We start from the raw sequence: 26410 nt of genomic DNA, 5'->3' as shown, positions 1-26410 counted from the left end.
AAAACCGCCCTAGAGGGGCGGCGAGTCTGTTCATATCATTAACAATTGTGCTTCTCAGCGTACCGAATGTTTGGATTTATATTCGCTTGGCGTTGTTCCTACATATTTTTTGAACACTTTTGAAAAATAGGTTCTGTCCGAATATCCCAGGCCGACGGCCAGCGACTCCAGGTTCTGGCTGGAGATTTTCAGCATTTTGGTAGCGACCTTCATCTTGTGCTGATGTACATAGTCCGTAAAGGTCAGGCCAGTCATGCGCTTGAAATAACGCGAAAAATAGCTTGGATCCAGAAACAGATAACGTGCCATATCAATTGAGGTGATATTATCGCCAAGATGCTGGTCGATATACTGCTGGATAAGCTGCAGCTTGGGCTCCTGCGGAGAAGTTCCTGTCACCTGCTGCTTGCTGCCTGTAATCTGTACAAGCTTTCTTTCCACCAGTTCCATCGTATCTTCAAGTGTGCGGGTCTGCACGAGATAGACGAACAGATCCTCATCGAACATCAGGCTCGTAAACATTAACTCGATGCCGCGGAGCATAAAGGATAAATCCCGGGCGAAATCGCCAGGATGAATAGACATAACTTTTGCAGTCCTAGCGATTTCCTGTAGAGTGCTACGGATGGCTTCAAGGTCTTTTTTAATCACGGCCCGTTCCATCTGCGGGATATAGCTGTCCAGAAATCCTTGGGGAGCAGGCTGGAAACGTGGAGAAGCGATTTGCAAAGTATCCAGAACCGTGTAATCCGCACTTGCATAGAACTCGCATTTGTCCTGAACAATCTGCCGATGGATCTGGCCAATCGCCTGTAGCTCCATTTTCTCTGTGACGGCAATAATGCCCGGTTGAATCTTAAGAAGATGGGAGCATTCAGAACACAGCCGCTGTAAATAATCGTGAAAATGAAGACTGGCATTCTGCGCCAGATTCACACGATAATTATATAAAATCACAATATTCTTTTGCTCCAAGAAAGGCGTAATCCCTTCACACGTTTCGGACAATTCCAAGGCTATATTGTAAATAGCATATAAAATAAGTGGATACTCACTCTGCTTGTATCGCTTGTCGAAGCTGGAAAAATGAATACTGACCGTGCCCAGCATAAACCACGGATACGTCCAGGATATGCCGATTTGCGCCGCATAGGCCAGTGTGGTTTCAGGCGGAGCACCGCCAATCACCCTTTGGAGCAGGTTCTGCCGGAAGAGCTGGCTGTTGTAGCCTGTCTCCCCATGGCTGATCAACCCGATCTTCGACTTAAGCAAGTGTATGGACTTGGCAAGGCTTTTCTCCAGTTGCTCTTCTGTAAGCTGGTCCTTGATTAAATAATCATCCACTTTCAGCTTTACCGCCTGCTGAGCATAATGGAAATCCTCATGACAGGTCAGGAAAATAATTCTGACCTCCGGCTTCATGCGGGTGAAGCAATCGGCTAGCTCAATCCCGTTCTTTTGCGGCAAACCAATATCCGTGATCACAATGTCAGGCTGCACTTCCTCAAACATTAATAACGCCTTGGCACTGGAATAGGTGCTGCCGACAATCTGCAAGCTATGTGCCTCCCAGTCAATCATCTGCTGAAGCACTTTGAGCATAGGAACATCATCGTCTATGAGCATCACTTTATACATCAATATCCCTCTCTCTCTGACAGATTAACCTGATGATTGCCTTGCGGCAAATACAGAGAAACGGAAACCCCACCCTGCGGCAGATTATGCAGCGACAAGCGGGTATCCTGACCATAGGTCAGCCTCAGCCTTTGAACCACGTTAATTAAACCGACCCTTTGATAAGCTTCATCCTGTTCATCGTCCTTATACAGTAACCTGCGGTTCAGGCCCGCCAGAACTTCAGCCCCTGCACCGCAGCCATTATCTTCAACTTCAATCATGATCCCATCAGGGACCGTTCGCGAGCGAACGACAATACGCGGTGCCGGGTGGTCAACCAATCCGTGGACGATTGCATTTTCTACAAGGGGCTGCAAAATTAGCTTAGGGACGATGAGCTTCTCTGTATCCTTTTCCAGATCGACCTCCAGTTCAAGAGGGATTTCGTTGCGGATCTTCATAATATCGATATAATGGCCAAGCAGTTTGCATTCTTCCCGCAAGGTAGCCGGTTCATTGACCTTCAAATAGGCCCGGAGCAGACTCATTAATGAATCGATGATCCCGCTATGCAGCTTATCTTTGGCCAAAATAAGGCTACATTTAATCGAATTCAACGTGTTGATCAAAAAGTGGGGGCGAATCTGCATAAACAGCGCCTCCAGCTCCATCACCCGCTTCTGTTCCTGCTCCAGCTCGATGTCGTGAATCAGTCCTTGCAGCTGGTCCAGCATAGTATTCAACGTCTGCCCCAGCTCAGCGATTTCATCCTTGCCCTTGACCTCCAGCCTGACATCAAGATTCCCCATCCCGAACTGGCGCACAACGCGCTGCAGCTTCATGATCGGACTATGCAATCTTTTGGCAATCAGCATGGAGGTAGCCGAAAAGACAATAAATAAGAGGAGTACCAAGCCAATGCCACTATAAAACGTCCGCGAGATCTGGCCCGACCATTCTTTCTCCGAAGCTTCATAGATCAGCTGCCAATTGGATTTGTCGATAGCTCTGGCTGTACGAACGCTTCCTCTCGCTTCCTTGCCTTCTGAAGCCAATTCTGAGTTCCCAGCGATCAAGCCTCCTCCAGAATCAAATAACGCAACCTTGCCAAATTCGACGGGTCCGAGCAATTTATTGAAATAGGATTCAGGAATTGAGATAAGCAGCACGGACACCTGCTGTTTCTCCCGGCTGTCATAGATTACTCTGGCAATATAATAGCTGCTGCTTTTACCGGAACCGCTGTCAGCCATCCCAAGCCATTGCAAGGTCTCCGGTTCGTGGATATTGACACGGCTCATCAGCTTGTCCAGGTTAGCATTGATTACAGATAAATTCTCCGTCCCAGAGGAGATCACAAAGTGTTTCCGGTTGACCAAATACATGCGAATATTATTATTCAACGGCTTAGAGTTGATGAGCGAAAACACATCTTGAATTTGCGTAAAATGTACGTAATCCTGATAGCTATTTAGCCGCTCAGTATCCGCAAAAGACTTCAGATTAGCGCGGAAATTGGTATCGTTTACAATAAAATGGGAAGCGAACGTCACATCATCAATAGTTTTGTTTAGTTCGTCAATCATAACGTTCAGGAAGTTATCGTTGCTGAGCTGCAGCTTCTCTACCATCGTATCCCGGATGAGCACGAAGGAGATGATCGATACTGCAATCAGCGGGATAAAAATCAGCAAAAGAAATGAAACCTGGATACGTCTATAGTAAGTGAATTTGAACATGTTTTCTCCGCGCCTCTCTCATGCTCTTTTCTTTTATTCTATCAGCCCGTTGTCCAGTATTCATACATTATCTGATTACCGTGACTTTCTTTTGACCGTCTGCAGAAACCATAAGCACTACTACTCCAAAAATTTGTACGCCTTCCACTACATAGGAATCTAAATGACTGGATGGAATCTCGTGGCTGATCACGATAATATACTCCTCATTCCTTTCGGGGAGGATGATGCGACAGGCCTCCGCCTGTGCAGCAGCCACCGGTTCACCCGTATGGCGGTAAATCGGCACCTGTTCGACCAGCGGACAGAACAACTCACCCGCAGACTGCGGGTACAGCACCTGCATGATCGAGACCGTTCCTTTCCCCTTTCGGGAGTACACAGCATACTGATTGGGTTCCAGCAGATTATATTCGCGGGAGATTACCCCAGCATCAACCCTGCCCTGAAGACCATCAACATGAACAGGAAGGATACAAAGATTGGCTTCCCGCTCATTTTTGGTACGGCATATTAGCGTTCCATCTTCCATCTGAACCGTTCCGGGTGCAAAATGAAAATGCTGGGAAAATGTATGCTCCTGCCGGGAACTGAAGCTGTCCACCAGAAGCCAGTAAAAAGGCTTAATAAATAGGATCCTCCTTAACGGGTAGACCGGATCATCCAAATGACGGTAGCCGTCGTGGCTGCCCTCTACATAATCAAAGTCCGGATGGCTGATCCATTGGCAGCCCGTTGGCTTCGCAATCTTAGAGAAGGACCATGTATCCGTGACTTCGGTAAATCCAATTCCGTCCACAGTGGTCGTATTATGGGCAGCGCTTTCTTTTAGCGCTTTTCTAAGTGGTGTATGATCACTATAGTTGTATCTGCCAAGATCGGTAAGCAGATCCCGCCCATAGGCATACAGATCGAAATGTAGCAGATCCGCGTGCCCATGTCCACCCCCAAGTGGTCCGCAGTGAAAATATAGGTACAAATCCTGCTCGTCCCAGCCCGTTCGCATCACATAATGACCGGAATGTGCATAAGAGCGTGACAAGTTTGGCGGTAGCTCCGCATTCAGCCGCTCGTAGCCCTCAACTCCATTTATCCCAAACAACCAGGCATTGTCATAATCCATTTGATCGTATCCGCCAAAACGGAGTACAGCATCCTGAAATAACCAGCCCGCATAAGTCAAAAGCGAACGAATATCGCTGTCATCACTATCGCCAAGCATCGGCTGCCGGTGATTCGGTTTGGCCCAATATAATGAAGCGACAGCCATTTGCTGAACCTTTTGCTGAAATTCTTCCTGAAGCTCCAGTCCGTTCAATCGGGCTAAGCGGATGCAGTCGAGAAAACATACCAAAACCTCATGGTGATAGGTAGGCGATTGCTCCCAGTGGATGCCGTCCGCCATAATCTGAATTCGCGCCGTCTCTCCCAATCTCTCCTCACTGAGCTGTCGCCAGTTATTGGCGCTAGTGAACTCAGGGAAGTAGAGCGCAGTTTGGAACAAACCACAAGTCTCCAGCACCCCCCAGTTGCTGATCTTCTTCCAGCCCGTAAACGATAAAGCTAAATATTGGCCGTGTTCATGGAGAGATATCATCACTTTGGCCAGCAGCGTCGGTGTGAACAGCGGACTATCCTGTATATAAGACAGTGCTTTAATCCAGTTAGCACAACGAAGGCCCGCTTCAATTGTGCGCCATGTCAGCGAATCATTCGCAGGCTTGTCTGGAACGGGGTTACGGTCTATCCAATCTTCAAGCTGGCAGCAAAATGCTCTTGCATAAACCTCTTTACCTGTTATCGCATATACTTGTCCTAATGCCACCCAGTAGCGGTGGCGATTCAGCATATAAGCCCATTCTACATCCTTGTCCGGAACATGACGCCAGTCAATTTCTTCCTCAAAGGTAACCGGAATGCGGCTGCGCTCCATATCCCAGGGAAAACGAAAGAGAAACGTCTGCTCCACAACTTCATCCGCTGTCTTCATTACAGCTTCCAGCTCGTCTGCACAATAAAGCCGTACATAGTCAATAAGCTGCTGCTTCCGGTTATCCTCTTTCCGCCAGCCCGGCGTGCTCCGTCGGGTCAAATACCGATGTAATTCAGTCAGCGCATCGTCCTGCCGCGCTTGGCTGAGCGCATTCTTCAATAGAGCTAAAGCGGGCAACTCAAGGTCGAGCAGCGCAAAGACGGCATAGGGGGAGATTTGTCGGCCATCAGCGTTCATACCAGTACCCCTTGTTGCCTTTTTGCAGCCGCATCAATGCTTCAAGATAGAAATAATCTCCCCAGATCATGAAGTCATCTGGAGACAGATCGCCGCGCACATGATAAGAACCATGCTTCAGCAGCCCCTCCGCCTCTTCGCCGAGCGTGGAATAGTTCTGCACAAGCGAAGTCATCGACTGCACTAATCCCTGCTGAAAATAAGCCCGCTCCGAATCCTCCCCATCCATTAGCTCCAGCAGTTCCTGTAGTCCGGCTGCTACTATTGCCGAGGCCGAGCTATCCCGGTAAGTATCCGGAGATACCGGAGCATTAAAATCCCAGTAAGCGACATGATCCTGCGGCAAATGCTCCAGAAAATAGCGGGCCATCCGCTTGGACGTTTCCAAATACAACGGATTTTTGGTATAGCGGTAGGATAATGCAAAACCGTAAACACCCCAAGCCTGCCCGCGCGTCCAGGTCGATCCGTTAGTAAAGCCCTGATGAGTGGCGCCGCCAATCGGCTCTCCGGTCTTCGGGTCGAAGAAAAACGTATGGTAAGAGCTGTCATCTCCCCGTACCAGATACCGTCTCGTTTTCTCCGCCTGCATGACCGCCACCTCCCTGTATTCGGAATCACCGGTCTGTTCTTCTGCCCAATACAAAAGGGGAAGGTTTAACAGACAATCAATAATGATCCGCCCGCCTTCCTGAGTATCCCCCTCCGGTCCCCAAGCCTGAATATAACCGCCAGCTGTACGCCAGCGCTTCAGCAGCAGGTCTGCCGCCTGCAATGTCAGTTGACGCGCTGATTCGTCTTTATCTATAATCCACTGGGCTTTAGAGGATAACGAATACAGGAAGCCGATGTCGTGATGATCAAGCACGGTCTTTGCCGCGAAACGGCGGCGGAAATCTTCTACGGTATGGGATGCCGCAATACGGAAGCTGTCATCCCGCGTATATTCATAACACAACCACAACATGCCGCTCCAAAATCCGTTAGTCCAGTCGTCGTTGTTATTGAGCTGATAAGTTCCATTCCTGCTGACATGAGGGAAACTGCCCCCGAACCGGTCTATGTTCTTACGTACCTTCTCTATCGCATCTTCAATCGCACTGCTCCACATAAGTTCCTTGCTCCCTTCAGGCTCTTCGTTTCTTACGTTTCATGATAAGGAGAGTGAACAGGATCTAATAGGGGCGATTTTTGCTTTGATGTGCATTATTTTGACTTTTGAATGACGTGAAGTACTGTAAGTTTACTTTCCAATCATAGGCATCAAATCAATATAGTAACAAAAGGTATAACTGTTTATGGGAAAATACGTTAAAATCAGAGAGTGACTTACATCTTTCATTCTTTTTTAGAAACGGAGTGTCCTATTAATGAAAAAGCTAGGTGCATTATTTTTATCCATTTTCATGGTTATGTCTGTCTTTACCACTGCGCATGCTGCTGAAAAGCCTGTCGGTGTATGGATTGATGGAACCGAAATAAAGTTAGGCAATTCTAACCCTGTTGTAGAAAAAGGAACGACCCTAGTTCCTATGCGTCCCCTGCTAGAGAAGCTTAATGTAAATATTAATTGGAATAAAAAAACCCAAACCGTAACAGGGACCAAAAATGGACTGGCCCTCTCACTGACCATCGGTAGCACAACCGCAACGGTAAACGGGGAGAAGAAAAAACTAGAGGTGGCTCCTAAAACCATCAACAATGTCACCTATGTTCCTGTCCGCTTTATAGGAGAAACGATCGGCTATAAGGTGGAGTGGAGTCCAGCGCTGCGCACCATCACTTTTGTGGCCGATACTCAAGCTGCCGGAAGCACCGGATTCTTATGGAAAGTGGAGAACAACGGCAACACCGTCTATCTGCTTGGTTCTATCCATGTGGCTAACGACAAAATGTACCCGCTGCGTCCGGAGATTGAAGCTGCTTTTGAAGCCTCGCAATATTTAGGTGTCGAAGTAGATATCTCTAAGATTGATCAAGCTGAGATCCAAAAGTTTATTTTGGAAAAAGGCTCTTATACAGATGGAACCAAGCTCAAGGATCATGTATCCGCAGATACCTATAACAAAGTAACTCAGCTGCTAAAAGCAAATGGTCTGGCGGAAAATGCATTCGATTCCTTCAAACCGTGGGTCGTTACCCAAGGTGTCTCAAGTCTACAGATGCAAGTTACAAGTTATACGGCGGATACCGGCATTGATTTATATTTTTTACAAAAAGCAGGCAAGCTGAACAAACCTATTATTGAACTGGAAAACACACAATTGCAGCTGAATATGTTCGACCAGTTCTCAGATGGATTGCAAGAAAAGCTTCTTGTCGACACACTCGGCAGCCTCAATCAAACGGACAATACTTCCGCAGCAGCTTCGCTGGATGCACTATCCCAAATGTGGATGCAAGGTGATGAGCAGTCGCTCGTAGCGATGACAAAAGCGGTCGCGCAAGAGCCAGAGTATTATAAAGGCCTGGTTTCGGATCGCAACGTCAACATGGTGAAGCATGTAAAAGAATATTTGAATAGTGATAAAAAAGCGACTTACCTTGTCGTCGTTGGCGCGCTGCATATGCTCGGTGACGATGGTATCGTGACCCAATTGCAAAAAGATGGCTTTAACGTCGTCAAACAATAATTGTTTTAGCTAAAATAAACAAGGCTGTCTCTTAGTCATCTACGATGATTATGGAGACAGCCTTTTATTTTCACTTTTTTTAGCTCAATCTAAGAGTAGAAGTTGGCTTAACATGTGGACAGAGCGGAGGGCCCTCCGGGATTCTGGAGAAACGCTCCCTACGAACCCAAAGCCGCTTGTTCATAAACGGGCTACTACAATTTTATTAACTGATCTACCTTAACTGGAAGTCCAGTAGCTATTGAACGATTTGCCGCAATCCCGGTCATAATAGACAACGCTCCGTCCACATGGGATGCTGCACGATTAAAGCGATCCTCCAGCGGACGTTCAAAAATATCACGCAGCATCACAGGATCTCCGCCTCCGTGCCCCCCAACTCCTTCTTCAATCTCCACTTCATAAGGTGCTGCGAAATGAGGGAAGACCGTGATCCGCTTGTCTTTTAACGCCCCTTCATCTTCCTTATTTCCTCCGGCATTTACATAAGACTGTTCGACGACCTTTACTTCCATCCGCCCCTTGGTCCCATTAAATACCACAATGAAACCCTCCCAAGGCAGATAAGCATTAAGTGAATAATTCATAATCGTCTTATTTTTGTATTTGACCATAACCGCCATCGTATCCTCAATGCTGATATTGTCACCGAACACACTTTGGTCACGCAGGTAACCATCCTCATGCTCCGTATCCAGATACATCTGCTTTAACTGCTCATTATCTTTAAGATGCAGGGCAAACGGATCGTTTTCCGCCGCACTGCTACCATGAGCACGCTGATAAAACTCAGTCACCCCGCGCTTCTCCGCGTTTTCTCTGCCATAAAATCTTAGATCACCCATCGCATAAATCGTATCTGGGCGCGAACCCAGCCAGAAATTCATCAAATCGAAATGATGTGTGGATTTATGAACCAACAGACCTCCGCTGTTCCGTTTATCACGATGCCATCTGCGGAAGTAATCCGCCCCATGCTGCGTATTTAGCAGCCACTCGAAGTTGACGGAAAGCACTTCTCCAATCGCGCCGTCCATAATGAGTTCACGGATTTTGGTGTTGTGTGGGGCATAGCGGTAATTGAAGGTCACACGCAGCTTTTTCCCAGTCCGCTCAATCGCTTCAAGAATTTCCTGACATTTCTCTTCATCCACTGTCATCGGTTTCTCCGAAATAACATCGCAGCCAAGCTCCATCGCCCGGATAATGTAACGATGATGCGTGCGGTCAATACTCGTGACAATAACCGTGTCAGGTTTGGTTTCCTCAATCATACGGTCAAACTCATGAGCTTTATAGGTAGGAACCGCTTGATATTTATATTTTTCCTCCAGCAAACGGTTCGCATAATCCATTCTTGCTCCATTCACATCACAAAAGCCTACAATCTCAGAGGTTTCACGATAATTCGTGGTGATCTCACCATAAAAAAACTCCGCTCGGCCGCCGGTTCCTACGAAAGCATATTTCTTGTTGGACATCAGGATCACTCCATCACTTATTGATTTAAAAGCGTTTTCTTCTTATAGTGTATAGTATAAAATATATCTTAATCTAAGCGATTCTTAGCAGAAATAACAAAAACTTTGCAAATATTATCCTCATCATCAGAAAGGAGCAGATTTAGCATGGAACAGGAGCCTCAGCCTCCTTTTATAATTGAGCAAATAAAAAGAGCCGGTCCATTCAGCATGGATTCCGACCATTATCACGATACTTATGAAATTTATTATTTACTCGCCGGGGAACGCAGTTATTACATTAACAATCTGATCTACACCTTGCGTAAAGGTGATCTGATTTTTATTAACAAGAACGAGCTCCATCGTACCACCTCTAAAGGCTCTGCAAGCCATGAACGGATCTTAATTAACTTTGAGGAAAGCTTTCTGCAAAAGACATTGGCGCACTTCGAGCTGCATTTTCCATTTATGGCTACACAAAGCTTGCTTTTGCGGCCCGGAGCACATGAACAGGGGGCCATTGAATATCTTCTTTTCAGCATGCTAAAAGAACAAACAGAACCACGGACACAGCAAATCCCCTATCTGCAGACGCTGCTCATCCAACTATTTATTGAAATGAACAGAATACAGGAAATAAGCCGCGAGCCCATTGCCCCTGAGAGCAGTGAGAAGCAGCTAAAAGTCTACGAAATTATTGATTTTTTACAAACACATTATGCTGAAAAGCTTACATTGGAGCGGCTATCTGAGACTTTTTTCATCAGCAGCACCTATCTCTGCCGAGTGTTCAAGCAGACAACTGGCTTCACCATCGTAGAATATCTAAACTACATTCGGATCAAGGAAGCCCAACGTCTCTTGCAGAGCACCAACGCTAAAGTTACGAACATCGCCGAGGATACCGGCTTTGACAGCATCGCCCACTTCGGGCGTGTGTTTAAACAAATCGTTAAACGTTCGCCTTTGCAATATCGCAAGCAAAACCGCTGATCCACAGCTAGAAATCACAACCGATTCTCTATGTAGCCGCTCCGTCGATCACAAGCACCTTATGTGAACTGCCATGGGCATGGGGGCATCTGGGGCAGCGAGGGCAGCGGGGGCATCAGGACCATCGGGGGCATCAGGAGCATCGGGAGCATCAGGACCATCGGGAGCATCAGGAGCATCGGGAGCACCGGGAGCATCTGAGCAACAACAATATCTCGTCACTAGATTACCTTTTCGTGCGAACAAAGTTCATGAGGCTATCGGACCCAGTGGACCTTATTCGCAGCATAATCGCTATTTTGGGATTTTATCGGACCCCATAGTCGCTATTGGCATAAAAAGTTACCTATATTAGCCGTTTTCGAAGCAATAACGCCATTTGTGAAGCTAGAATAAAAAGTGGACAGTAGTTAACAGACTGGCGATAATGAGTCCACGGAGGTGTGTTCACATGGGAGAACATCGACAACGGTATAACGAAGAATTTAAAAAACAGACAGTGCAGTTCATTCAAGAGCAAACAAAGACAGTGGGCGACTTGGCGGAAGAGCTCAACATCCCAAAAAGTACCCTGCATCAATGGATGAGCCAGTATCGAGAACTAAAGAATGAACCGGCAGCTAGCGTGGATCGAGTACGGGAACTCGAGGCACAGTTGAAAGAAATGAGCCGTCAACTTCAAGAAAAAGATAACAAGATTGCCGATGTGGAAGAGGAATTAGCGATCGTAAAAAAAGCAGTGCACATCTTCAGCAAACCAAGGAACTGAGATTCCAGTTTATTGAAAAACATCGCTCCGAGTTTCTCTTGGAGAAGATGTGCATGACCCTACATGTGTCACGGAGCGGGTACTACAAGTGGCGGACAGAAAAAACCAGTACGCATATGCTTCGTAAGGCTGCGATAATGAAGCGAATTCAGTATCATTTTGCAGACCATCAAAAGCGGTATGGGAGTCCGAAGATCACCCGCCTGTTACATCAAGAAGGTTATACCGTTACCGAACGCACGGTGAGTGTGTACATGCGACATATGAAGCTTCGCTCCATTGTCTCCAAAACGTATCGGGTACAGACCACCGACTCCAATCATGACCATCCGATTGCCCCGAATACGCTGAACCAGCAATTTAAAATACTCAAACCCAATTCAGTATGGGTTACCGACATTACGTACATTCCTTGCCGGGGAGGGCGGTTGTACCTGGCTAGTGTGATGGACCTTTGCACGCGCGAAATCGTGGGGTGGCGCTTGGAGAACCATATGGAAACTAGCTTGATTTCGGGCGCTTTACAAGATGCTTACGAAGCTAAACAACCGGAAAAGGGTCTATTACATCACTCCGATAGAGGTTCTCAATATACTTCTCATGAATACACGAAGCAGTTGAAGGCGTATGGCATGGAGTCCAGCATGAGCCGCAGAGGTAACTGTTATGATAACGCCTGTATCGAGTCGTGGCACAGCATTTTGAAAAAGGAGCTCATTTATTGTAATCCACGATTCAAAACTAAGGAGCAAGCCTACCAGACACTTTTTCAATATATTGAATTTTACTATAACCGCAAGCGAATGCATGGCGCGCTGGGGTATCTTTCTCCAGTTCGTTTTGCTGAGCAATTGACTAGAATGTCTGTTGCGTGACTGTCCACTTTCTTGACAGAGGTCCATGGAGTCCGAAAATGGCCCCAAAAGGCGATATATCTGCAAATAACGTCATCTGAGTCCGCATAACTTTGTCTAGCAGGAGTAATCGGCGGTTTGGGGAGTTTAAGCAGCACTGTAACGCATAACAAAGAGCAGCGATCCCCACTAATGGAGTATAGCTGCTCCGCTGTAATTTTGTGATTAATACGGTCGTCTCATTCCTCATCATGCCATTCATTTTGCTTCGTCATGTGATTTCATTTCCAAATCTCGTACGAGCCTGTGAACCTCAATTCCGGCCAGCAACACGATGCCAATCCCATGTGTATCGTTTAATTGCCAGGTCAATTCATCTTTATAATACAGTTTGTTAAACGAATAACCCGAACCGCGGCAGACACCGTAAACATTGCCTTGTTTGTCAATACAATGACGGGTTAAGCCGCTCCAGCCGTTGATTGCAGAGGTTACGTATGAGTCTGGTTCCAGCAGCCAACCGCAGCGTACGCCTCTAGCAAAAGCGTAAATAAACATAGAGGTACAAGAAGCCTCCGCGTAGGACTCAGGATCCGTCAACACTTGATGCCATAGGCCCCGCTCATCTTGCAGCTTAAGATAGCCTTTACTAAGCTCGCGGAAATAATCAAGCAAATCAGATCGCAACGGATGTTGCTCAGGCATAACTTCAAGCAGCTCAGTCAGCGAGAAAATCACCCAACCATTACCTCTGCCCCAAGGCACGCCATTGGGTTTATTAAACTTATAATCATACACATGATGCATAATGCCAAGCTCCGGCTGGAACAGCCGCTCCTTGTAATGTAAAAACTGCGCCGCCGCATCATCAAGATAAGCCGCATTTCCGGTCAATTCATAATATTTGCTTAGAAATGGTGTGCTCATATACAAATCATCACACCACATCGTCTGCTGCATGAAATCAACTGTGCCACTGGTCCGATACAGAGCTCCGTCAGGCAGCCTGCTCTGCACTTTAGTAATATAATTGGCAATTTCAGCAGCAGCTTCCGGTGCGCCCTGTAGTGAACGAAGCTTATATGCTTCCAGCATCGTTGCCCCGAAGGATCCGCAGTCGTCCAGCGAATCCATCAGCGCCAGCTGATGATTGATGCCCGGAGCGCCATAACGTCCAAGGTCCCATAAGGCATATTTATGCAGCCCTGTACATTGCTCAATATGGTGTTGTGCATATTCGGCATAATGGGGGGCCTTAAGCTCTACTCCTGTTCTCAGCAATCCGTACAGGGTTACGCCTAGAGGGTAATTCCAGCGCCCAAACATAACACTCTCCAAATAAGGCCTAACCCAGCTATTCGGCTGGTCTACACGCCAAAAGGTTACTTCATCCGCTTCCCCAAATAAAGTATCCATAGAGGTCAGTTCTAAGACTTTCGGCGCTGCCTCCTTGGTGAACAATCCAAGGTACAACCATGGATCAGTTAATCCTTCAACGGGATATGGTTGCACGAGACTACTCTGAACACCACCAGACCGTACGTCCAGTTCAAATCCCCAATTCCCCTCTCCACAGATGGACTCCACGACCAGATCATGTAGTCCATAACCAAGCTCCAGTTGGATATCAAGCATACCTTTCACGTTCTGATGCTCAGCTACAAGTTTCCCATTCACATAGATAGAGATTTCAGCCATTCCACGATAGCTACCTTGCAGACGAATGTCGTCTTCCTGTAGGCTGTTAACTTCCAGCTTACACCAAGCATACGCCTTGGCTCCCAGCATTTCCCCAAATATGCGTGAACAGTTGCCAGTTGCCTGTTCCTGTGGCGACCATTGCTGTGTCGGAAACCAAACGCAGCGAGCTGTCATTTGCTCTTCAGTGAATTCAGCTTCCAGCCAAGCTGCCCAAGATGTCTGCTGGGGTCCACTATAAATCCAACCTTCACAACCGCTTAACTGCGCCGTCGGAGTAAGAAAGTGTACTGGTGCACCTTTGACACTGCCCGTTCCAAAAACCCCTCCGCAACCTGTACCTGTTGCAACATACTCCAGTACCAGATGGTTCCAGCCTTTATCCATGCTCGCCCGAAAAAACGTCCTTCTGTCCGGAAACACATCATCATTTAGATTGGAGCTAAACACCAGCCGTCCATTTATGTAAACCTTAACTGGACTGTAGCAACTAACTGAGAAAGGGGCATCTACCTCATTGTCACTCCACAGCTTTCCCCACACATATACGAATTGTCCTGCCGCTAGCTCCGGCAGTCGTTCTTCCAGATTCATATCGTAACGGCAGTCGCGGAGCCGGTTGAAACCACTCTGCGAATGTACCCGGTACACCGGAGGCTGCGGGGGATAGGCACCGATAAAACGGCTGGCCACTGCGGCCAGTACATTTTCGATTTTGCCCCCATTATATTTGGCAATACAATCAGGATCAGGAAAGTATTCTGGAATATAAGTACTCACTAAGCGTATCCTCCTTCACACCGTTATTTCTCCACCGGGATACAGCGTCGAGTTGTACAATCTTTTAGGGTGAGGTAACGATTTCTCAGAGGCACAGGTACTAATATCTATCCACTCGCTTGAATATACCGTTGCGGACTCATCATTATAAATTACAACCTGTTCCCTGCCACATCCCAGAAGATCGCCGTGAACGGCATAACCTTCCTCCTTGAATTCAGCTACAACCCGCATATGTCCATCGTACAAAGCAGGATATACTCCGCCTCCCCGGCGGTACGCGAGAATATAATCCGGAGAACCAAATTGCCAGTTACTCACGGCTTCAACTATAGTCAGCCAACCGTCGCTTGTACGTTCTTCTTTCCACAGTTCCTTGCCATTACAGTCTAGAAGAAACAACGCATCCTTGCCCTTCAGCCCTTTGCCGTCATCTTCGCGGATCATTCGGTCCAGCCCGGCAACCTGAAGACCAGGCAGTTCAGGCCGGAATCGGCCTAACGCCAGATGCTGTGACTCGATGGAGCCGTCATAACGCCAAAGCTCTTGTCCGTCCCGGTCATACATCACCGTTACGCTTCCGCCGACAACCAGTTCAGGATAGCCATCTCCATTCACATCGCCAACCCAAATACAGTCCGCATGGTCGTCAAGATCATGGCAGCTCCATAATAAATCACCTTTAGAATCAAGCAGATCATAACCTGCCATCACTTGATCCTGTCCATTTCCATGAAGATCGTGAACCCACGGATAATGTCCTACATTGCCTTTATGCGTCCATAATAAATTGAAATCCTGATCCATGGCCCACAGTTGATGATAACGGTCCTTCAGAATGATGTCGGAAGCGTGTTCTTGCCCTGTTAGATTGGCGATGATAATACAATCATGTGCATGTTCAGCAGGTAAGTCGTATATCGACTTAACCGTTCCTGTTGAACCTTCAAGAATATGAAACCGTCCATCCATTACACATAATACTTCCAGCGCCCCATCACCATCTAAATCATAAATTTGCGCTGGATAGTCCGAGCCTTGGCTGCCAGCGTCAGGATCGGGTGTGCCCACCTGCCACAGCAGCTTGCCATCCATATCAAAAGCAGTCAGGCATTGCACCTGATGGGGAATATAACGTACATCCTGGCGATTATCCGGCTGAACCAGCAGCATTTCCGCACGTCCATCCCCATTCAGATCGCCAATAAGCATTTTGCAGCGTGGACCGGCAGCGGAAATATCTACTTTTGCCAGCTGATAGACTAATTGTGTGTCCTTCGTTTTCATTAGAATCCTCCTGTCTTCTCTCTTCGATTAGATCTCTGGGAAACGGACGGTTTGTCCGCCTGCTACTTCTATAATCACACCGTCGATTTCCAGCCAGACAGATACCGCTCCCGGATTATATACAAAATCCCGAGCAGCGGAGAAAATAAGGGCTTCACAAGCCTTCATATAATGAACGAGTTCAATATTTGTCGCGTACCAGATTTCCTCTAGTCCTCCCACTGCTTCACAGAAGCTTTCCATCAGCTCCCAGTTATTATCGTTATCAAATTCATAACTATGGCCCCACACATACATCAGATATAAATACTGCCGTTTATGCAGCTTCACGAACTGCTCCGCATGCTCCAGCAAATGATCATTATGATGGCAAGTCCCCCGCCATTCCAGCCAATCCTCCGGCAGCCCAAAGCCGCCGCCAGTGGTCTGTACCACACGGGCATATTCCATGCCTAAATGAGGCAAAAGCTTCTTTATCTCCTTGTTAAAGGAACCGTTAGGATAAGACATTCCCCGTATCGGCACCTGGAGCAGCGTCTCAAAACACTTTCGATCCTCCATAATCTCATGGATGATTTGCTCCTGCGGACAACGGGCTATCGTCGGATGGTGTTGCGTATGAACAGATACCTCATGTCCCTGGTACAGCTCAGTTATTTCATCTGCCGCAATACGATTACCTTCACCCAGCAGGCCAGAATTGAGATGAAATGTTCCTCTAATCCCATGGCGGTTAAATAGTCTTACCAATCTTTCGTCAGCCCGTCTGCCGTCATCATAGCTCATTGTAAGCGCCTTATGTCTGCCTTCAGGGTAACAATAATAAATAATAGACATCCATCTGAAGCCTCCTTCGCATTACTGTCCAAAAACCGTCAGATTTGAGTATTCAGCCATCAGGGGTGCCATCTGTCGAAACCCAATTTTCCCGCCTGTCAGTAGCGGCCCATAGGTTTCACCATCATCTATCCATGTAAAAACCGGCAGTTCATTGATTGCAAAAAACAGCATAGGACCACGCTTTACCACTAACATCCGGTAGGGCTCAGTCATGTCGCTGACGTCCGGAAGCGGATCGGCTGCCTGCGTAACCAGATGAAAACCATAGCTTTTACGCAAATTACAGGTATGAAATTCACGTTCTTCCACCCAACGCCTGCGAAAATACGAGATATGATACGTGTCTATCTGCCCGTGATGGTATTGATCATATTCACCCGTACGGCGAGCAAGCGCGGAATCAAATAAATCCTTCCCACCCTCTCCTTTGGCCGCGATAAACAAAATCGCCAACCCCGGCTCACGCAATGGGCGGAAATTCCAAGATACGGCGAGGTCTGCCGGGAACTCTTCTGGACACCAGAGAACGACATTTGCTTGTTGTCCGGCCTCGGCATGGATAGTACTCTCCAGTCTCATTCGCTGCAAAGGGAAGGAAACTGCTCCCGCTCCCTCCATCTGGAATCCAGCGATATCACTAGTTGAAGCGAGGGGATTATGGTAGATTGGTTTCCATGCTTCAGGGATCAAACCACCTATACCCGTGTCCTGCATCGGCCTAGCCATAAATCATTCCTCCCCACAATGAAGCCTTTAATTCGCGCGTTCCGGTAAAGCACTACCGATTAATTCCAAGGCAATGATCGTATTTAAAGACCACTGCGAGGCTTCATTTGTATTCATCCAATCGATCTCATTTAACTCAGTCATATAAGTGACCCGATCAGCTTCCTCCTGTAGATTCACACAACCAAACGGATTCTCCAGCAAAATCGACCAGCACCGCTCTGCCGTCGCTGGATCCTTGCGGTAATATGCTCCATATGCAGCAATGGCTACGCTGAGTACAGGATGCTCAAAACGGAGTTTTCCTGAAATCAACCCTCCTGTAAATGTGTCCTTCTCTTCTTGTGGCAAATTATAAAATACGCCGAACTCAGCCAGCATATCTTCCCAGTCCGGGTCCTCCAGCATTGCCGCCAGCTCGAACCACACCTGCGGACCTCCCATGCTAATGGCTAAATGACGCCCCCAGTTATCGTCGCCCATTCCCGACAATAGGCCAGTTGCCGGATCATAACCATATGTGGGACCAGATAATAGCCGTAAATTTGCCCTTTTGATGCAATCCATACCTGTTATAATCTTGTCACGATAAGCGGTATCCTCGAACCGCTCCCAGCGGGTCATCCAATTAGAGCTAAAGGCCGCCCAGTCCGGACCCACCCTAACATGAGTCGGGAATTCATCCTTCGGAAAATACGCCCGCATCGGATCCAGAGTAACTGTTGAATAATCAGCATCCTTTACACTGTCCATAATATCGCCGACCCGCTCGTCTCCGGTCAGATAATAATAGTAGCGATGCAGACCCGCCATGGCGATACGAGCCTCTTTGCAGCCGCAGCCCCAGTGGATGACATTATGCCGCGAGCCTAGTCCGGCGTATTCGCCAAAATGATATACATCTACCTCACTCGTATGCCTGGTCATAGCTTCGGCCATTCGGAACACATCCGCTCTCCCGGACCGGAGAAACGTTACCCACAACCACATATTTGGCACCAGCTCGGAATTCTGCCAGGCGCAGCCACCGAGATCATAGTTCCATACATGTCTGACCGGATCATAGCTGTGCATGAAATCTCCGTAGTCCCAAAAACCGTACCATTTGCGCTGCTCGATCTCTTCCTTGTAAAAGGAGATGATCCCGTCCAGCCGCTCTTCCAGATACGCTTTGGCTGGTGTGCTCCGATCAGGCAAACTCCAGAAACCAAAAGCACCCGCTTCATGATAATAAGTTGGTTCACAAACCAGCAATGAAGGTTCTTCAGCTTCTGCCTGCATCCGCTGCAACAACTCAGGCCCGGGAGTCTGCGCCGTACACCAGAATGTTAGCTCGCTAGTATTAGCGATACCAAATGGAGTGGCCCGTAATTCTTCTGCACCTTCATACGAGGATTCCACATGTGTTTTCGTATCATAATGCCGCAAGTCCATAGCTACCGCATCAGGTGACCAGAACCAGACAGTAAGTGCTGCCGCGTCAGTGGCAGTGGAACCAATCTCCATTCCTGCCGGATGCTTACGCCAGAAATTCTTCATCCCGACGGCTAGCCCTCCGCCCTCTGCCCCAACATAACCAAGCCCACCTGCCCGGCGGCCTTCTGCTGCCTTGATCCAAGCGCAGCCATCCTCTGTCCGCTTCCAGATCCCATAATGCTCGGAAGAATCTTGAACCAGCCGAAAGCTGCCCCAAGTGGCAGAGTCATCCAATAAATTAAGGAAATAGGCATCCTCTTCTGGATTAAATTTCACAGCACATCCTGCTACCTGATCGAGGAATAAATCACGGTACTTACCTTTGGTTCGCCGTGTATGCAACGTCTTAGGAGACTCGCTAAACAAGCCGCTATCTCCGGCAAAACGAACATGGCGGTTGTAAAGAGGTCCACGCATCGGCACTGTGAATTCTATTCCCAATCCTTTAATAAAATCCTGCTGTGGATTACTGTCATAATGAAACGTATGAACTAATCGAATAGACTCCAGCCCAGCATAAAAATATAAACGTAACGTATAGGGAAGCCACTCACGAGCACTGTGCGAAGCTTGGTGAAGTCCATCTAGCTTCACCACTGCGCGAACAGGTCCGTCCTGTTCAAGGATGGCACTTAACGTTCGTCCTGTGAACCGCTCCTCACGTATGCTCAGGGTGCCAGCACCCTCATCTCTCTGTTCACGTATACATACAAGCTCGCCATTACTGCAAACTTCCGTTCCTTCCGTGTCCGCCGGATTTCTGCGTACAATACTGCGGATAAGACCCTTCCCCTGCTTGTTAACCGTGCAAATAATAACACCTGTATCTATAATGAAAGCTTCCTCTGTTTCCTGCACAGTTAGTCGCTCTGTCACTTCCGTAGCTGGAGTCGCTTGATTTATTGTCATTGTCACTAAGGAATCCTGCTGAATATCCGAATTTTTGTTTACTACCGAGTGCGTGGACCATTTGATGCTCCCGTCTGGCCAAAAAGCTGCTGGCCAGCTTTGCAGCGGCACATGCTTTTCGTTCTTCGGCATACTTAAGCAGAGATTCTTTAACGATTCCCTGCCGAGCGCTCCTTTTTTCCAAGGAACCCCCCAGGTAACACCCACATCAATAGCGGGCTTTTTTAGCCAATGCAGGCCAATCGGCAGAGCCGTAGGCACAACAACCATCTCCTTCATACGTTCTTCGCCGCACGTCCTCTTTACTTTTAAAGAGCTTCATTATTATGGCTTAGTTCTCTATAGCGGCTTGGAGTTATTCCCTCTTGTTTCTTAAAAATCCGGTTAAAATAGCTATGCTGATAACCCACCTGTTCAGCTACATCGTTAATTCGCAGCGAGGTATCACGCAGCAGCTCCTTGGCTTTATCAAGCCGTAATTCGGTCAGATAATCGATGAAATTTTTCCCGGTGACCCGTTTGAATGATTTACTCAGTAAAAATGGGCTGATTCCTGTATAATCCGCACATCCATCCAGCGAAATATTATCCATATAATGCTCATTGATATACATCATGGCATGCTCAATCGTCCGTTTGATTCCGGCATCAGAACGTTCACTCAGCTCCGTCAGATACGGTGCGACTACCTTTTCCTGAAACCAGGCAAGGATAAGCTTCGGCTCATGAATTTGCGACAGTGCCGCGTACAGATTAGCCCCTTTGAACAGTTGGTTTGGATGAATGCCTGAGACCATAATGGCGTGCTGAATACTGCCTAACAAATGAAGCATACCCTGCTGTACATCAATCACTTTTGCCCCATTGGCACACAGTGCCTCCAGAAATTCCTCCAACAGCCGGTAAGCCTCTTCCGCTTCTCCTGTGCGCAGGGCCTGAATCATTCCGCGCTCCAAAGTGAACGAATATTGCGGTTCTGGCGTACTTTGCCCCTCACGATCCAGTAGCTCCATATTAATAATCTGGTTCTCACCACCAAACTGGCGATAACTAGCGGCTTGCTTCGCAGCCTCGAACGCTAGCGGAATACCGGATATCCTTCCAACCGGTGCACTAAACGCCACTGTTACCCTCATTTTTAACATGCGATTAATCGTTCCTGTCAGTTCTTCGCTAAAGGCTTGCACCGCTTCCAGCGATGGATTCGCAACGGGTTCGATAAGAAGTAATCCTGCCGTGAGATCATGGAAATTGATAATATCAGCCTGCTTAAAGTGCTCGGCAGACAATTCTCCGATAATATTGACGGCGGCGAATGATACAAGACTTTCATCACCGTTGCGGAACTTCCCCTCCTGGCTGGAGATGCCTGTAAGCTGAATATAAAGAATAATATAATGACAATCCTCTACTTCCCACTTAAAGCGCCGCATCCGGCTTTGCAGATCCTGCTCAGAATAAGAATATAAATACCCCTGAAACAGCTGATGCAGGAAGCTTTCCTTCACATGTGGAAGCTGCTCGGAAAGAGTGTACTTCAGGGCATGGCTCTCCCCGTGCAAGTTCTGCCAATGCCGTTCAATCAGAATGAACTCATCCTCCCTACTCGCAGCCGCCGCTTGGTCAGGCAACAAAGTCTGCAGCAAACGTCCTATCGGTGAATAGATTTTACGGGAAGCAAACCAAGACAGAATCGCCGCCAGCAGCAAAGCACTAAAGCTAACTAAAAATATCAGTCTTGAAATGAAGACGACAGGTGAAGTTATGCTGGTTATCGGTGAAGCGGACACATAGAGCCAGTCTGCGGAGAGTCGGGAAAACTCACCATAAGTCACTGCATATGTAGCCTTACCCCAGTCGAAGAGAAAAGAGGACTCAAGATTTGACTCATGGTTCGCGCCCCGTTCCACAATCTCATTATGCAATGCGGTAAGTAAGGGAGAATCCTCGGCACTGTCTCCAGCAGATACGTACAAATCCCCCGTCGTCTGCAGCAAAAATGTCTCGCCGCTATTATAAGGTGTCATAGTTCGTAGCATCGCAGCTACTTTCTCCGTATCCATGCGGAGCAAAAGAGCCCCGAAGGGCTTCAAGCTTCCGCCCGGAATATGATGGATAAGCGTTAATTCTTTGATATTTGGTTTATTGGGATCGAATGCCCACTGCGTCCAATAGGTGCTTTGTTCAGTATCAATCAATTTGTCATATTGACCAGAAACCATGCTGGAGTCAATCGTGCCATATTCGGGATTAAATAGTAATGGATGATCTCCTGATAGATAGAGTTCAACGTTACTCGTCATCGTGTTCGAGCCCTGCATCACTACGAGTGTCTTCGTAATATCCCAAGCCCGCTCATGATCCTGAATAAAATCAAGGCCATTCAAGCTGTAATCAAACTTGGGATCAAAAGCCCAATGTGCCAGCATCAGCTCCAGATTGGACAGCTGATCATCAATATTAGCCGCCCGCTGTTCAATCTGCCTGTTATGCATCTGCAGCAGCTCGCTCTCCAGGCGTCCCCCTGCCATCCAGTAGACAAGCGCACCAATAATAAACCCCGGAATGGATGACACCACCAGCATAATGATCAGGTTTTTACGATAATACCGGCCTTTACAGCCTGACCAGCCTTTTGTATAACGCTTCCATTTCGCCACATTTCTCATCACTATGCTCTCACCAGCCGAATCAGATAAATTTGAAGTGCAATCGAACCACATTCGTTTTGCTCCTCAGATCCTTTCCAGCCGGATAAAAGCACTAGGAAGGATCTAGTGGTCAGCCTTAGCGTATAATTCGTTCATTTCCTTAACTAAATCATCTCCACCTGTTTTTCTCCATACGTCAAATGCTGATTTCAATTCAGCTTCATCAATTTGTCCTACAATATACTTTATGCGTGCATCGTTAATTACATTGTCGAGTTGAGCACCCTTTTGCGAATATACTGTGGAAATAAAGGCCTCTGCCGGATTAACCACGATGGAAGCTTCATTTGCCTTTTGAACTTCAGTTTGTTTAAGGCGCAGCGGCGTTTGTGCTACAGTCTTGGACTTATCCTCAGGAATATAAGCCAATATTTGGTTTAGACCTTCCACTTCTGACTCCACAAGTACAGTGTCTTTGGAGCGTTCAATAAAACCATCCACCATAGTGTAGTGAGTACCTTCCAAACCAAAACCTAACATCGTTTGTAATTCCGGATTATTGATTTGATCTAGAAAAGCCAGTACCCGTTTCAGTTCTTCTTCGCTCTTCACAGATGATTTTGGAATAGCCAGCATGCCCGAGAAACCAGAGGTTGGCAATGTGTGTAGCTTGCCATCCGTACCTGTTACGCCCCCGCTTACATCTACATAATGTTTATCCGGTTCGTCTTTGCCTTCTTTTTCTAGCGCAGCGTGAATTTTATCATCCACCCGGGCGCCTGTATCGACCACATCGACGATTACTCCTGCCTTATTGTTCACGATCGGATCTGTCCATTTGGCACTGTCCATTACAGCAAAGTCGGAGTTGATCAATTTCTCATCATACAGCTTCTTCATGAACTTAAGCGCTTCCAAATATTCTGGATATTCATGCTCAGGCACCAGCTTGCCATCTTGCACGCCCCATTTATTCGGTGTTCCAAACCATAACTTAATGGTATCAAAACCGCTGGCCCACTGGCCGCTCCATTTGACAAGCACCATGCCATACGTATCCTCTTTACCATTGCCGTCTGGATCTTTTTCCTTGAACGCTTTCAGCATATTGTAGAAATCATCCACCGTCTGCGGTGTTTGCAACCCCACCTTCTCCAGCCAATCCTTGCGGAAAACCATACCGTTACGGCCGAGTACACGCCCCCGATAGATCCCGTAATTCTTCCCATCAATGGCCGAGTTTTTCAGAATAACCGGGTTCGCTTGGCTTAAATTCGGATAATCCTTAAGGTAAGGCCCTACTTCCCAGAATGCACCCGATTTGGCAGCGTTCACAAAACTAGAAGCCTTAACATCCCCCACGTAGATAATGGTCGGCAGCTTCCCAGAAGCTAGCGTAATATTAAATTTATCTGCATAAGATGCATTCGGGACCCACTCAAAGTGGATTTTTGTATTGGTCTGTTTCTCCAGTTCAGCAGCAACCGGACTGCCATCCTTCGGATAATTTGTTTTGAATATCGGCAGCATGAGGGTCAGATCCAGCGGGGACTCGCTTTTCTCTTCTCCAGTATTACTACTTCCCTCACTTTTGCTGTTAGAACCTGCAGATTCATTACCTGAGCAACCTGCAACAACAGTTGTAACCATCATAGCCACAAGTAAAAGTAACAACCAGCGCTTCTTTTTTACCGAACGATTAGCTTCCATTATTATACCTCCAAATTGGAATAAGTTAAGTTTGTTATCCTTTAACAGAACCCAGCATCACCCCTTTAGCGAAATGTTTTTGCAGAAATGGGTACACACATAAAATAGGTAGAGTACCTACTACAATAACCGCCATTTTAATCGACTGCTCCGGTGGCTGCACAAAGCTCGGATCCATAGAACTCATATCGCCAGCCGCAGATTGGGACAACATTACGATCTGTCGCAGCATCACCTGCAAAGGCCATTTTGTCGGATCCGTAATATAGAGCAGTGCCGAGAAGAAATTGTTCCAATGTCCCACAGCATAGAACAACGTAAATGTAGCGAGAACCGGTTTGGATAAAGGAAGGACTATCTTCCACAACAAGCCCAGCTCAGAACAACCATCAATACGCGCCGCTTCTTCCATTTCTATAGGCAGCTCCTGAAAAAAGTTTTTGACAATAATCAGGTTAAAGGCGCTAATTGCTCCCGGTAAAATAAGAGAATTGAGCGTATCCAGCAAATGCAGCTCCCGAATGACGAGATAGGTTGGAATCATTCCTCCACCGAACAGCATCGTAAAAATAACAAGGTTGAGTACCAAATTACGGCCCATCAGATATCGTTTTGCCATCGGATAAGCCATAGTTACCGTGAAGAATAAATTAACGACAGTTCCGATTACCGTAACATAAATAGAAACCCCTATACTGCGCATAATCGTATCTGTTGAAAAAATAAACCGGTAGGCGTCAAATGAAATCGTGGTCGGGATCAGGAATACGGCACGTTTAGTAATTTCCGCATCTGTAGCGAAGGAGCCCGAAACCACAAAGAGGAAAGGGAGAATCGCTACGATCCCGATAATCCCTAAAAATATATAATTGAATATATCAAATGCAGTTCCACCCGTACTCTTGTATTGTTTGGCCACAGCAAGCTTCTCCCTTCTCAATAAAGTCCAGATTCACCAAATTTTTTGGCGATCCAATTCGTCCCGAGCACAAGCGTCACACCGATTATTGATTTAAATAATCCAACAGCCGTGCTGTAACTAAAAGCTCCCTGGGTAATCCCCAGTGCGTATACATAGGTATCGAACACCTCACCTACTTCACGATTAAGAGCATTCATCATTAAATAAATTTGTTCAAAACCGTTATCCAAAATCGTTCCCATCCGAAGAATAAGTAAAATAACGATTGTACTGCGGATAGCAGGCAACGTAATATGCCAAATCTGCCGCCACCGGTTCGCACCGTCTACTACCGCAGCCTCGTATTGCTCCACATCTACACCGGCCAGTGCTGCCAGGAATATAATCGTCCCCCAACCGCACTCCTTCCAGATCGTCTGGAGAATAATCAATGGACGGAACCAGTCAGGATTAGCTAGAAAGTCTATTTTCCTGCCTGTAAACGTATACAAAAACTCATTTACAGTCCCGCCTTCCGTAGTTAGAAATACATAGCTCATACTGGCCACAATGACCATGGATATAAAGTGCGGAACATAAATCATCGTTTGTATCGTCTTTTTATAGAAGGAAAGCCGTATTTCGTTTAGAAGCAGTGCCAGAATAATCGGCGCCGGAAAAAAGAAAATCAAATTATAAAACGATAACAATAACGTATTGCGCAGCAGCATAAAGAAATCGGGATTCTGGAAAAAAACACGAAAATGCTCAAAACCTACCCATTCACTTTTCTGAAAACCAAGAAACGGCTGGTAATTCTTAAAAGCCAGCAGCACGCCCCACATCGGAACATATTTGAAAACAAGAAAATAAAGGACTCCAGGGAGCAGCAGAATATATAACCATTTATCACGTTTAAAACGTTTCCATCTTCTTACCCGGATATTTCGATAGGTCTGCGGCTTTGGCTGTTGTTCTGCAGTACCCGGAACTGTTACGTGCTTCATCCTGTTCACCTCCATTTGTCATGTACAGCTCGCGATTACTGTAGCCATGGATTACTGCAATCACCCTTACTGCGACTCCTATTATGCTGCTAGTGATTTTTTCCAGCAATCGGACTTTTTTGAA

18 protein-coding genes are annotated in these 26410 nt (G+C 47.0%); 4 read left to right on the top strand and 14 right to left on the bottom strand.

Annotation, left to right across the window (positions count from 1 at the left end):
• Positions 1–54: 54 nt before the first annotated feature.
• The 4 genes from MHH46_RS07990 to MHH46_RS07975 all read right to left on the bottom strand — a co-directional run bounded on the left by MHH46_RS07990 (position 55) and on the right by MHH46_RS07975 (position 6700).
• On the bottom strand, positions 55–1638 hold the full coding sequence (locus MHH46_RS07990; protein WP_076192896.1) for a response regulator: 1584 nt from the start codon (positions 1636–1638) through the stop codon (positions 55–57).
• Positions 1638–3359 (bottom strand): sensor histidine kinase, encoded by a 1722-nt coding sequence (locus MHH46_RS07985; RefSeq protein ID WP_076192898.1) that lies wholly within the window; start codon positions 3357–3359, stop codon positions 1638–1640. Before MHH46_RS07985 ends, MHH46_RS07990 begins: the two co-directional genes overlap by 1 nt.
• Positions 3360–3426: 67 nt before the next feature.
• Positions 3427–5589, bottom strand: coding sequence for an alginate lyase family protein (locus tag MHH46_RS07980; RefSeq protein ID WP_076192902.1), 2163 nt, complete (start codon positions 5587–5589; stop codon positions 3427–3429).
• Entirely contained in the window at positions 5579–6700 is a 1122-nt protein-coding gene (locus MHH46_RS07975; RefSeq protein ID WP_076192904.1) for a glycoside hydrolase family 88 protein, read from the bottom strand. Before MHH46_RS07975 ends, MHH46_RS07980 begins: the two co-directional genes overlap by 11 nt.
• A 259-nt stretch (positions 6701–6959) precedes the next feature.
• Here MHH46_RS07975 and MHH46_RS07970 point away from each other — a divergent pair, with 259 nt between their 5' ends.
• Positions 6960–8222 carry a TraB/GumN family protein gene (locus MHH46_RS07970; RefSeq protein WP_036675660.1) on the top strand — a complete coding sequence of 421 codons (1263 nt, stop codon included), beginning with the start codon at positions 6960–6962 and terminating at the stop codon, positions 8220–8222.
• 194 nt (positions 8223–8416) lie between these two features.
• Here MHH46_RS07970 and MHH46_RS07965 read toward each other — a convergent pair whose 3' ends face one another.
• On the bottom strand, positions 8417–9703 hold the full coding sequence (locus MHH46_RS07965) for a Gfo/Idh/MocA family protein (protein ID WP_076141355.1): 1287 nt from the start codon (positions 9701–9703) through the stop codon (positions 8417–8419).
• A 147-nt stretch (positions 9704–9850) separates the two neighbouring features.
• Here MHH46_RS07965 and MHH46_RS07960 point away from each other — a divergent pair, with 147 nt between their 5' ends.
• From MHH46_RS07960 to MHH46_RS07950, 3 genes are all read left to right on the top strand, one after another.
• Positions 9851–10678 carry an AraC family transcriptional regulator gene (locus tag MHH46_RS07960; protein WP_076192907.1) on the top strand — a complete coding sequence of 276 codons (828 nt, stop codon included), beginning with the start codon at positions 9851–9853 and terminating at the stop codon, positions 10676–10678.
• Between the two features lie 451 nt (positions 10679–11129).
• Positions 11130–11447: a transposase gene (locus MHH46_RS07955; protein ID WP_036683594.1), complete on the top strand. Its 318-nt coding sequence runs from the start codon at positions 11130–11132 to the stop codon at positions 11445–11447.
• Positions 11396–12322, top strand: coding sequence for an IS3 family transposase (locus tag MHH46_RS07950; protein WP_143766647.1), 927 nt, complete (start codon positions 11396–11398; stop codon positions 12320–12322). Before MHH46_RS07955 ends, MHH46_RS07950 begins: the two co-directional genes overlap by 52 nt.
• Before the next feature lie 237 nt (positions 12323–12559).
• Here MHH46_RS07950 and MHH46_RS07945 read toward each other — a convergent pair whose 3' ends face one another.
• Genes MHH46_RS07945 through MHH46_RS07905 form a run of 9 tightly spaced genes read right to left on the bottom strand, consistent with a single transcriptional unit; the run spans position 12560 to position 26286 of the window.
• Complete coding sequence (locus MHH46_RS07945) at positions 12560–14779, bottom strand: glycoside hydrolase family 105 protein (RefSeq protein WP_179086342.1); 2220 nt, start codon at positions 14777–14779, stop codon at positions 12560–12562.
• A 15-nt stretch (positions 14780–14794) separates the two neighbouring features.
• The gene (locus tag MHH46_RS07940; RefSeq protein ID WP_076130716.1) at positions 14795–16066 is read right to left on the bottom strand and encodes an FG-GAP repeat protein; all 1272 of its coding nucleotides are present in this window, start codon (positions 16064–16066) and stop codon (positions 14795–14797) included.
• Between the two features lie 27 nt (positions 16067–16093).
• Complete coding sequence (locus tag MHH46_RS07935) at positions 16094–16903, bottom strand: polysaccharide deacetylase family protein (protein WP_076130715.1); 810 nt, start codon at positions 16901–16903, stop codon at positions 16094–16096.
• A gap of 21 nt (positions 16904–16924) precedes the next feature.
• Positions 16925–17632: a DUF1961 family protein gene (locus MHH46_RS07930; protein ID WP_179086343.1), complete on the bottom strand. Its 708-nt coding sequence runs from the start codon at positions 17630–17632 to the stop codon at positions 16925–16927.
• A gap of 27 nt (positions 17633–17659) precedes the next feature.
• Positions 17660–20287, bottom strand: coding sequence for a hypothetical protein (locus tag MHH46_RS07925; protein WP_076130719.1), 2628 nt, complete (start codon positions 20285–20287; stop codon positions 17660–17662).
• Positions 20288–20325: 38 nt separating this feature from the next.
• Positions 20326–22740 carry a helix-turn-helix domain-containing protein gene (locus MHH46_RS07920; RefSeq protein ID WP_081388003.1) on the bottom strand — a complete coding sequence of 805 codons (2415 nt, stop codon included), beginning with the start codon at positions 22738–22740 and terminating at the stop codon, positions 20326–20328.
• Between the two features lie 51 nt (positions 22741–22791).
• Positions 22792–24378: an extracellular solute-binding protein gene (locus MHH46_RS07915; RefSeq protein WP_076130714.1), complete on the bottom strand. Its 1587-nt coding sequence runs from the start codon at positions 24376–24378 to the stop codon at positions 22792–22794.
• Positions 24379–24412: 34 nt separating this feature from the next.
• Positions 24413–25297, bottom strand: coding sequence for a carbohydrate ABC transporter permease (locus MHH46_RS07910; RefSeq protein ID WP_076130713.1), 885 nt, complete (start codon positions 25295–25297; stop codon positions 24413–24415).
• A 17-nt stretch (positions 25298–25314) separates the two neighbouring features.
• Positions 25315–26286, bottom strand: coding sequence for a sugar ABC transporter permease (locus MHH46_RS07905; protein WP_036675672.1), 972 nt, complete (start codon positions 26284–26286; stop codon positions 25315–25317).
• Between the last annotated feature and the right edge of the window lie 124 nt (positions 26287–26410).

Origin of the sequence: Paenibacillus sp. FSL H8-0175 (genome assembly GCF_045040615.1) — a bacterium.
Classification (GTDB): domain Bacteria; phylum Bacillota; class Bacilli; order Paenibacillales; family Paenibacillaceae; genus Paenibacillus_AQ; species Paenibacillus_AQ odorifer.
This window is presented reverse-complemented; position numbering and strand designations above follow the sequence as displayed.

Bases quoted from the DNA above. Each gene is read 5' to 3' on its own strand.
- MHH46_RS07990 (WP_076192896.1), bottom strand. From the start codon at position 1,638: ATGTATAAAGTGATGCTCATAGACGATGATGTTCCTATGCTCAAAGTG.
- MHH46_RS07985 (WP_076192898.1), bottom strand. From the start codon at position 3,359: ATGTTCAAATTCACTTACTATAGACGTATCCAGGTTTCATTTCTTTTG.
- MHH46_RS07980 (WP_076192902.1), bottom strand. From the start codon at position 5,589: ATGAACGCTGATGGCCGACAAATCTCCCCCTATGCCGTCTTTGCGCTG.
- MHH46_RS07975 (WP_076192904.1), bottom strand. From the start codon at position 6,700: ATGTGGAGCAGTGCGATTGAAGATGCGATAGAGAAGGTACGTAAGAAC.
- MHH46_RS07970 (WP_036675660.1), top strand. From the start codon at position 6,960: ATGAAAAAGCTAGGTGCATTATTTTTATCCATTTTCATGGTTATGTCT.
- MHH46_RS07965 (WP_076141355.1), bottom strand. From the start codon at position 9,703: ATGTCCAACAAGAAATATGCTTTCGTAGGAACCGGCGGCCGAGCGGAG.
- MHH46_RS07960 (WP_076192907.1), top strand. From the start codon at position 9,851: ATGGAACAGGAGCCTCAGCCTCCTTTTATAATTGAGCAAATAAAAAGA.
- MHH46_RS07955 (WP_036683594.1), top strand. From the start codon at position 11,130: ATGGGAGAACATCGACAACGGTATAACGAAGAATTTAAAAAACAGACA.
- MHH46_RS07940 (WP_076130716.1), bottom strand. From the start codon at position 16,066: ATGAAAACGAAGGACACACAATTAGTCTATCAGCTGGCAAAAGTAGAT.
- MHH46_RS07935 (WP_076130715.1), bottom strand. From the start codon at position 16,903: ATGTCTATTATTTATTATTGTTACCCTGAAGGCAGACATAAGGCGCTT.
- MHH46_RS07930 (WP_179086343.1), bottom strand. From the start codon at position 17,632: ATGGCTAGGCCGATGCAGGACACGGGTATAGGTGGTTTGATCCCTGAA.
- MHH46_RS07925 (WP_076130719.1), bottom strand. From the start codon at position 20,287: ATGGTTGTTGTGCCTACGGCTCTGCCGATTGGCCTGCATTGGCTAAAA.
- MHH46_RS07920 (WP_081388003.1), bottom strand. From the start codon at position 22,740: ATGTGGTTCGATTGCACTTCAAATTTATCTGATTCGGCTGGTGAGAGC.
- MHH46_RS07915 (WP_076130714.1), bottom strand. From the start codon at position 24,378: ATGGAAGCTAATCGTTCGGTAAAAAAGAAGCGCTGGTTGTTACTTTTA.
- MHH46_RS07905 (WP_036675672.1), bottom strand. From the start codon at position 26,286: ATGAAGCACGTAACAGTTCCGGGTACTGCAGAACAACAGCCAAAGCCG.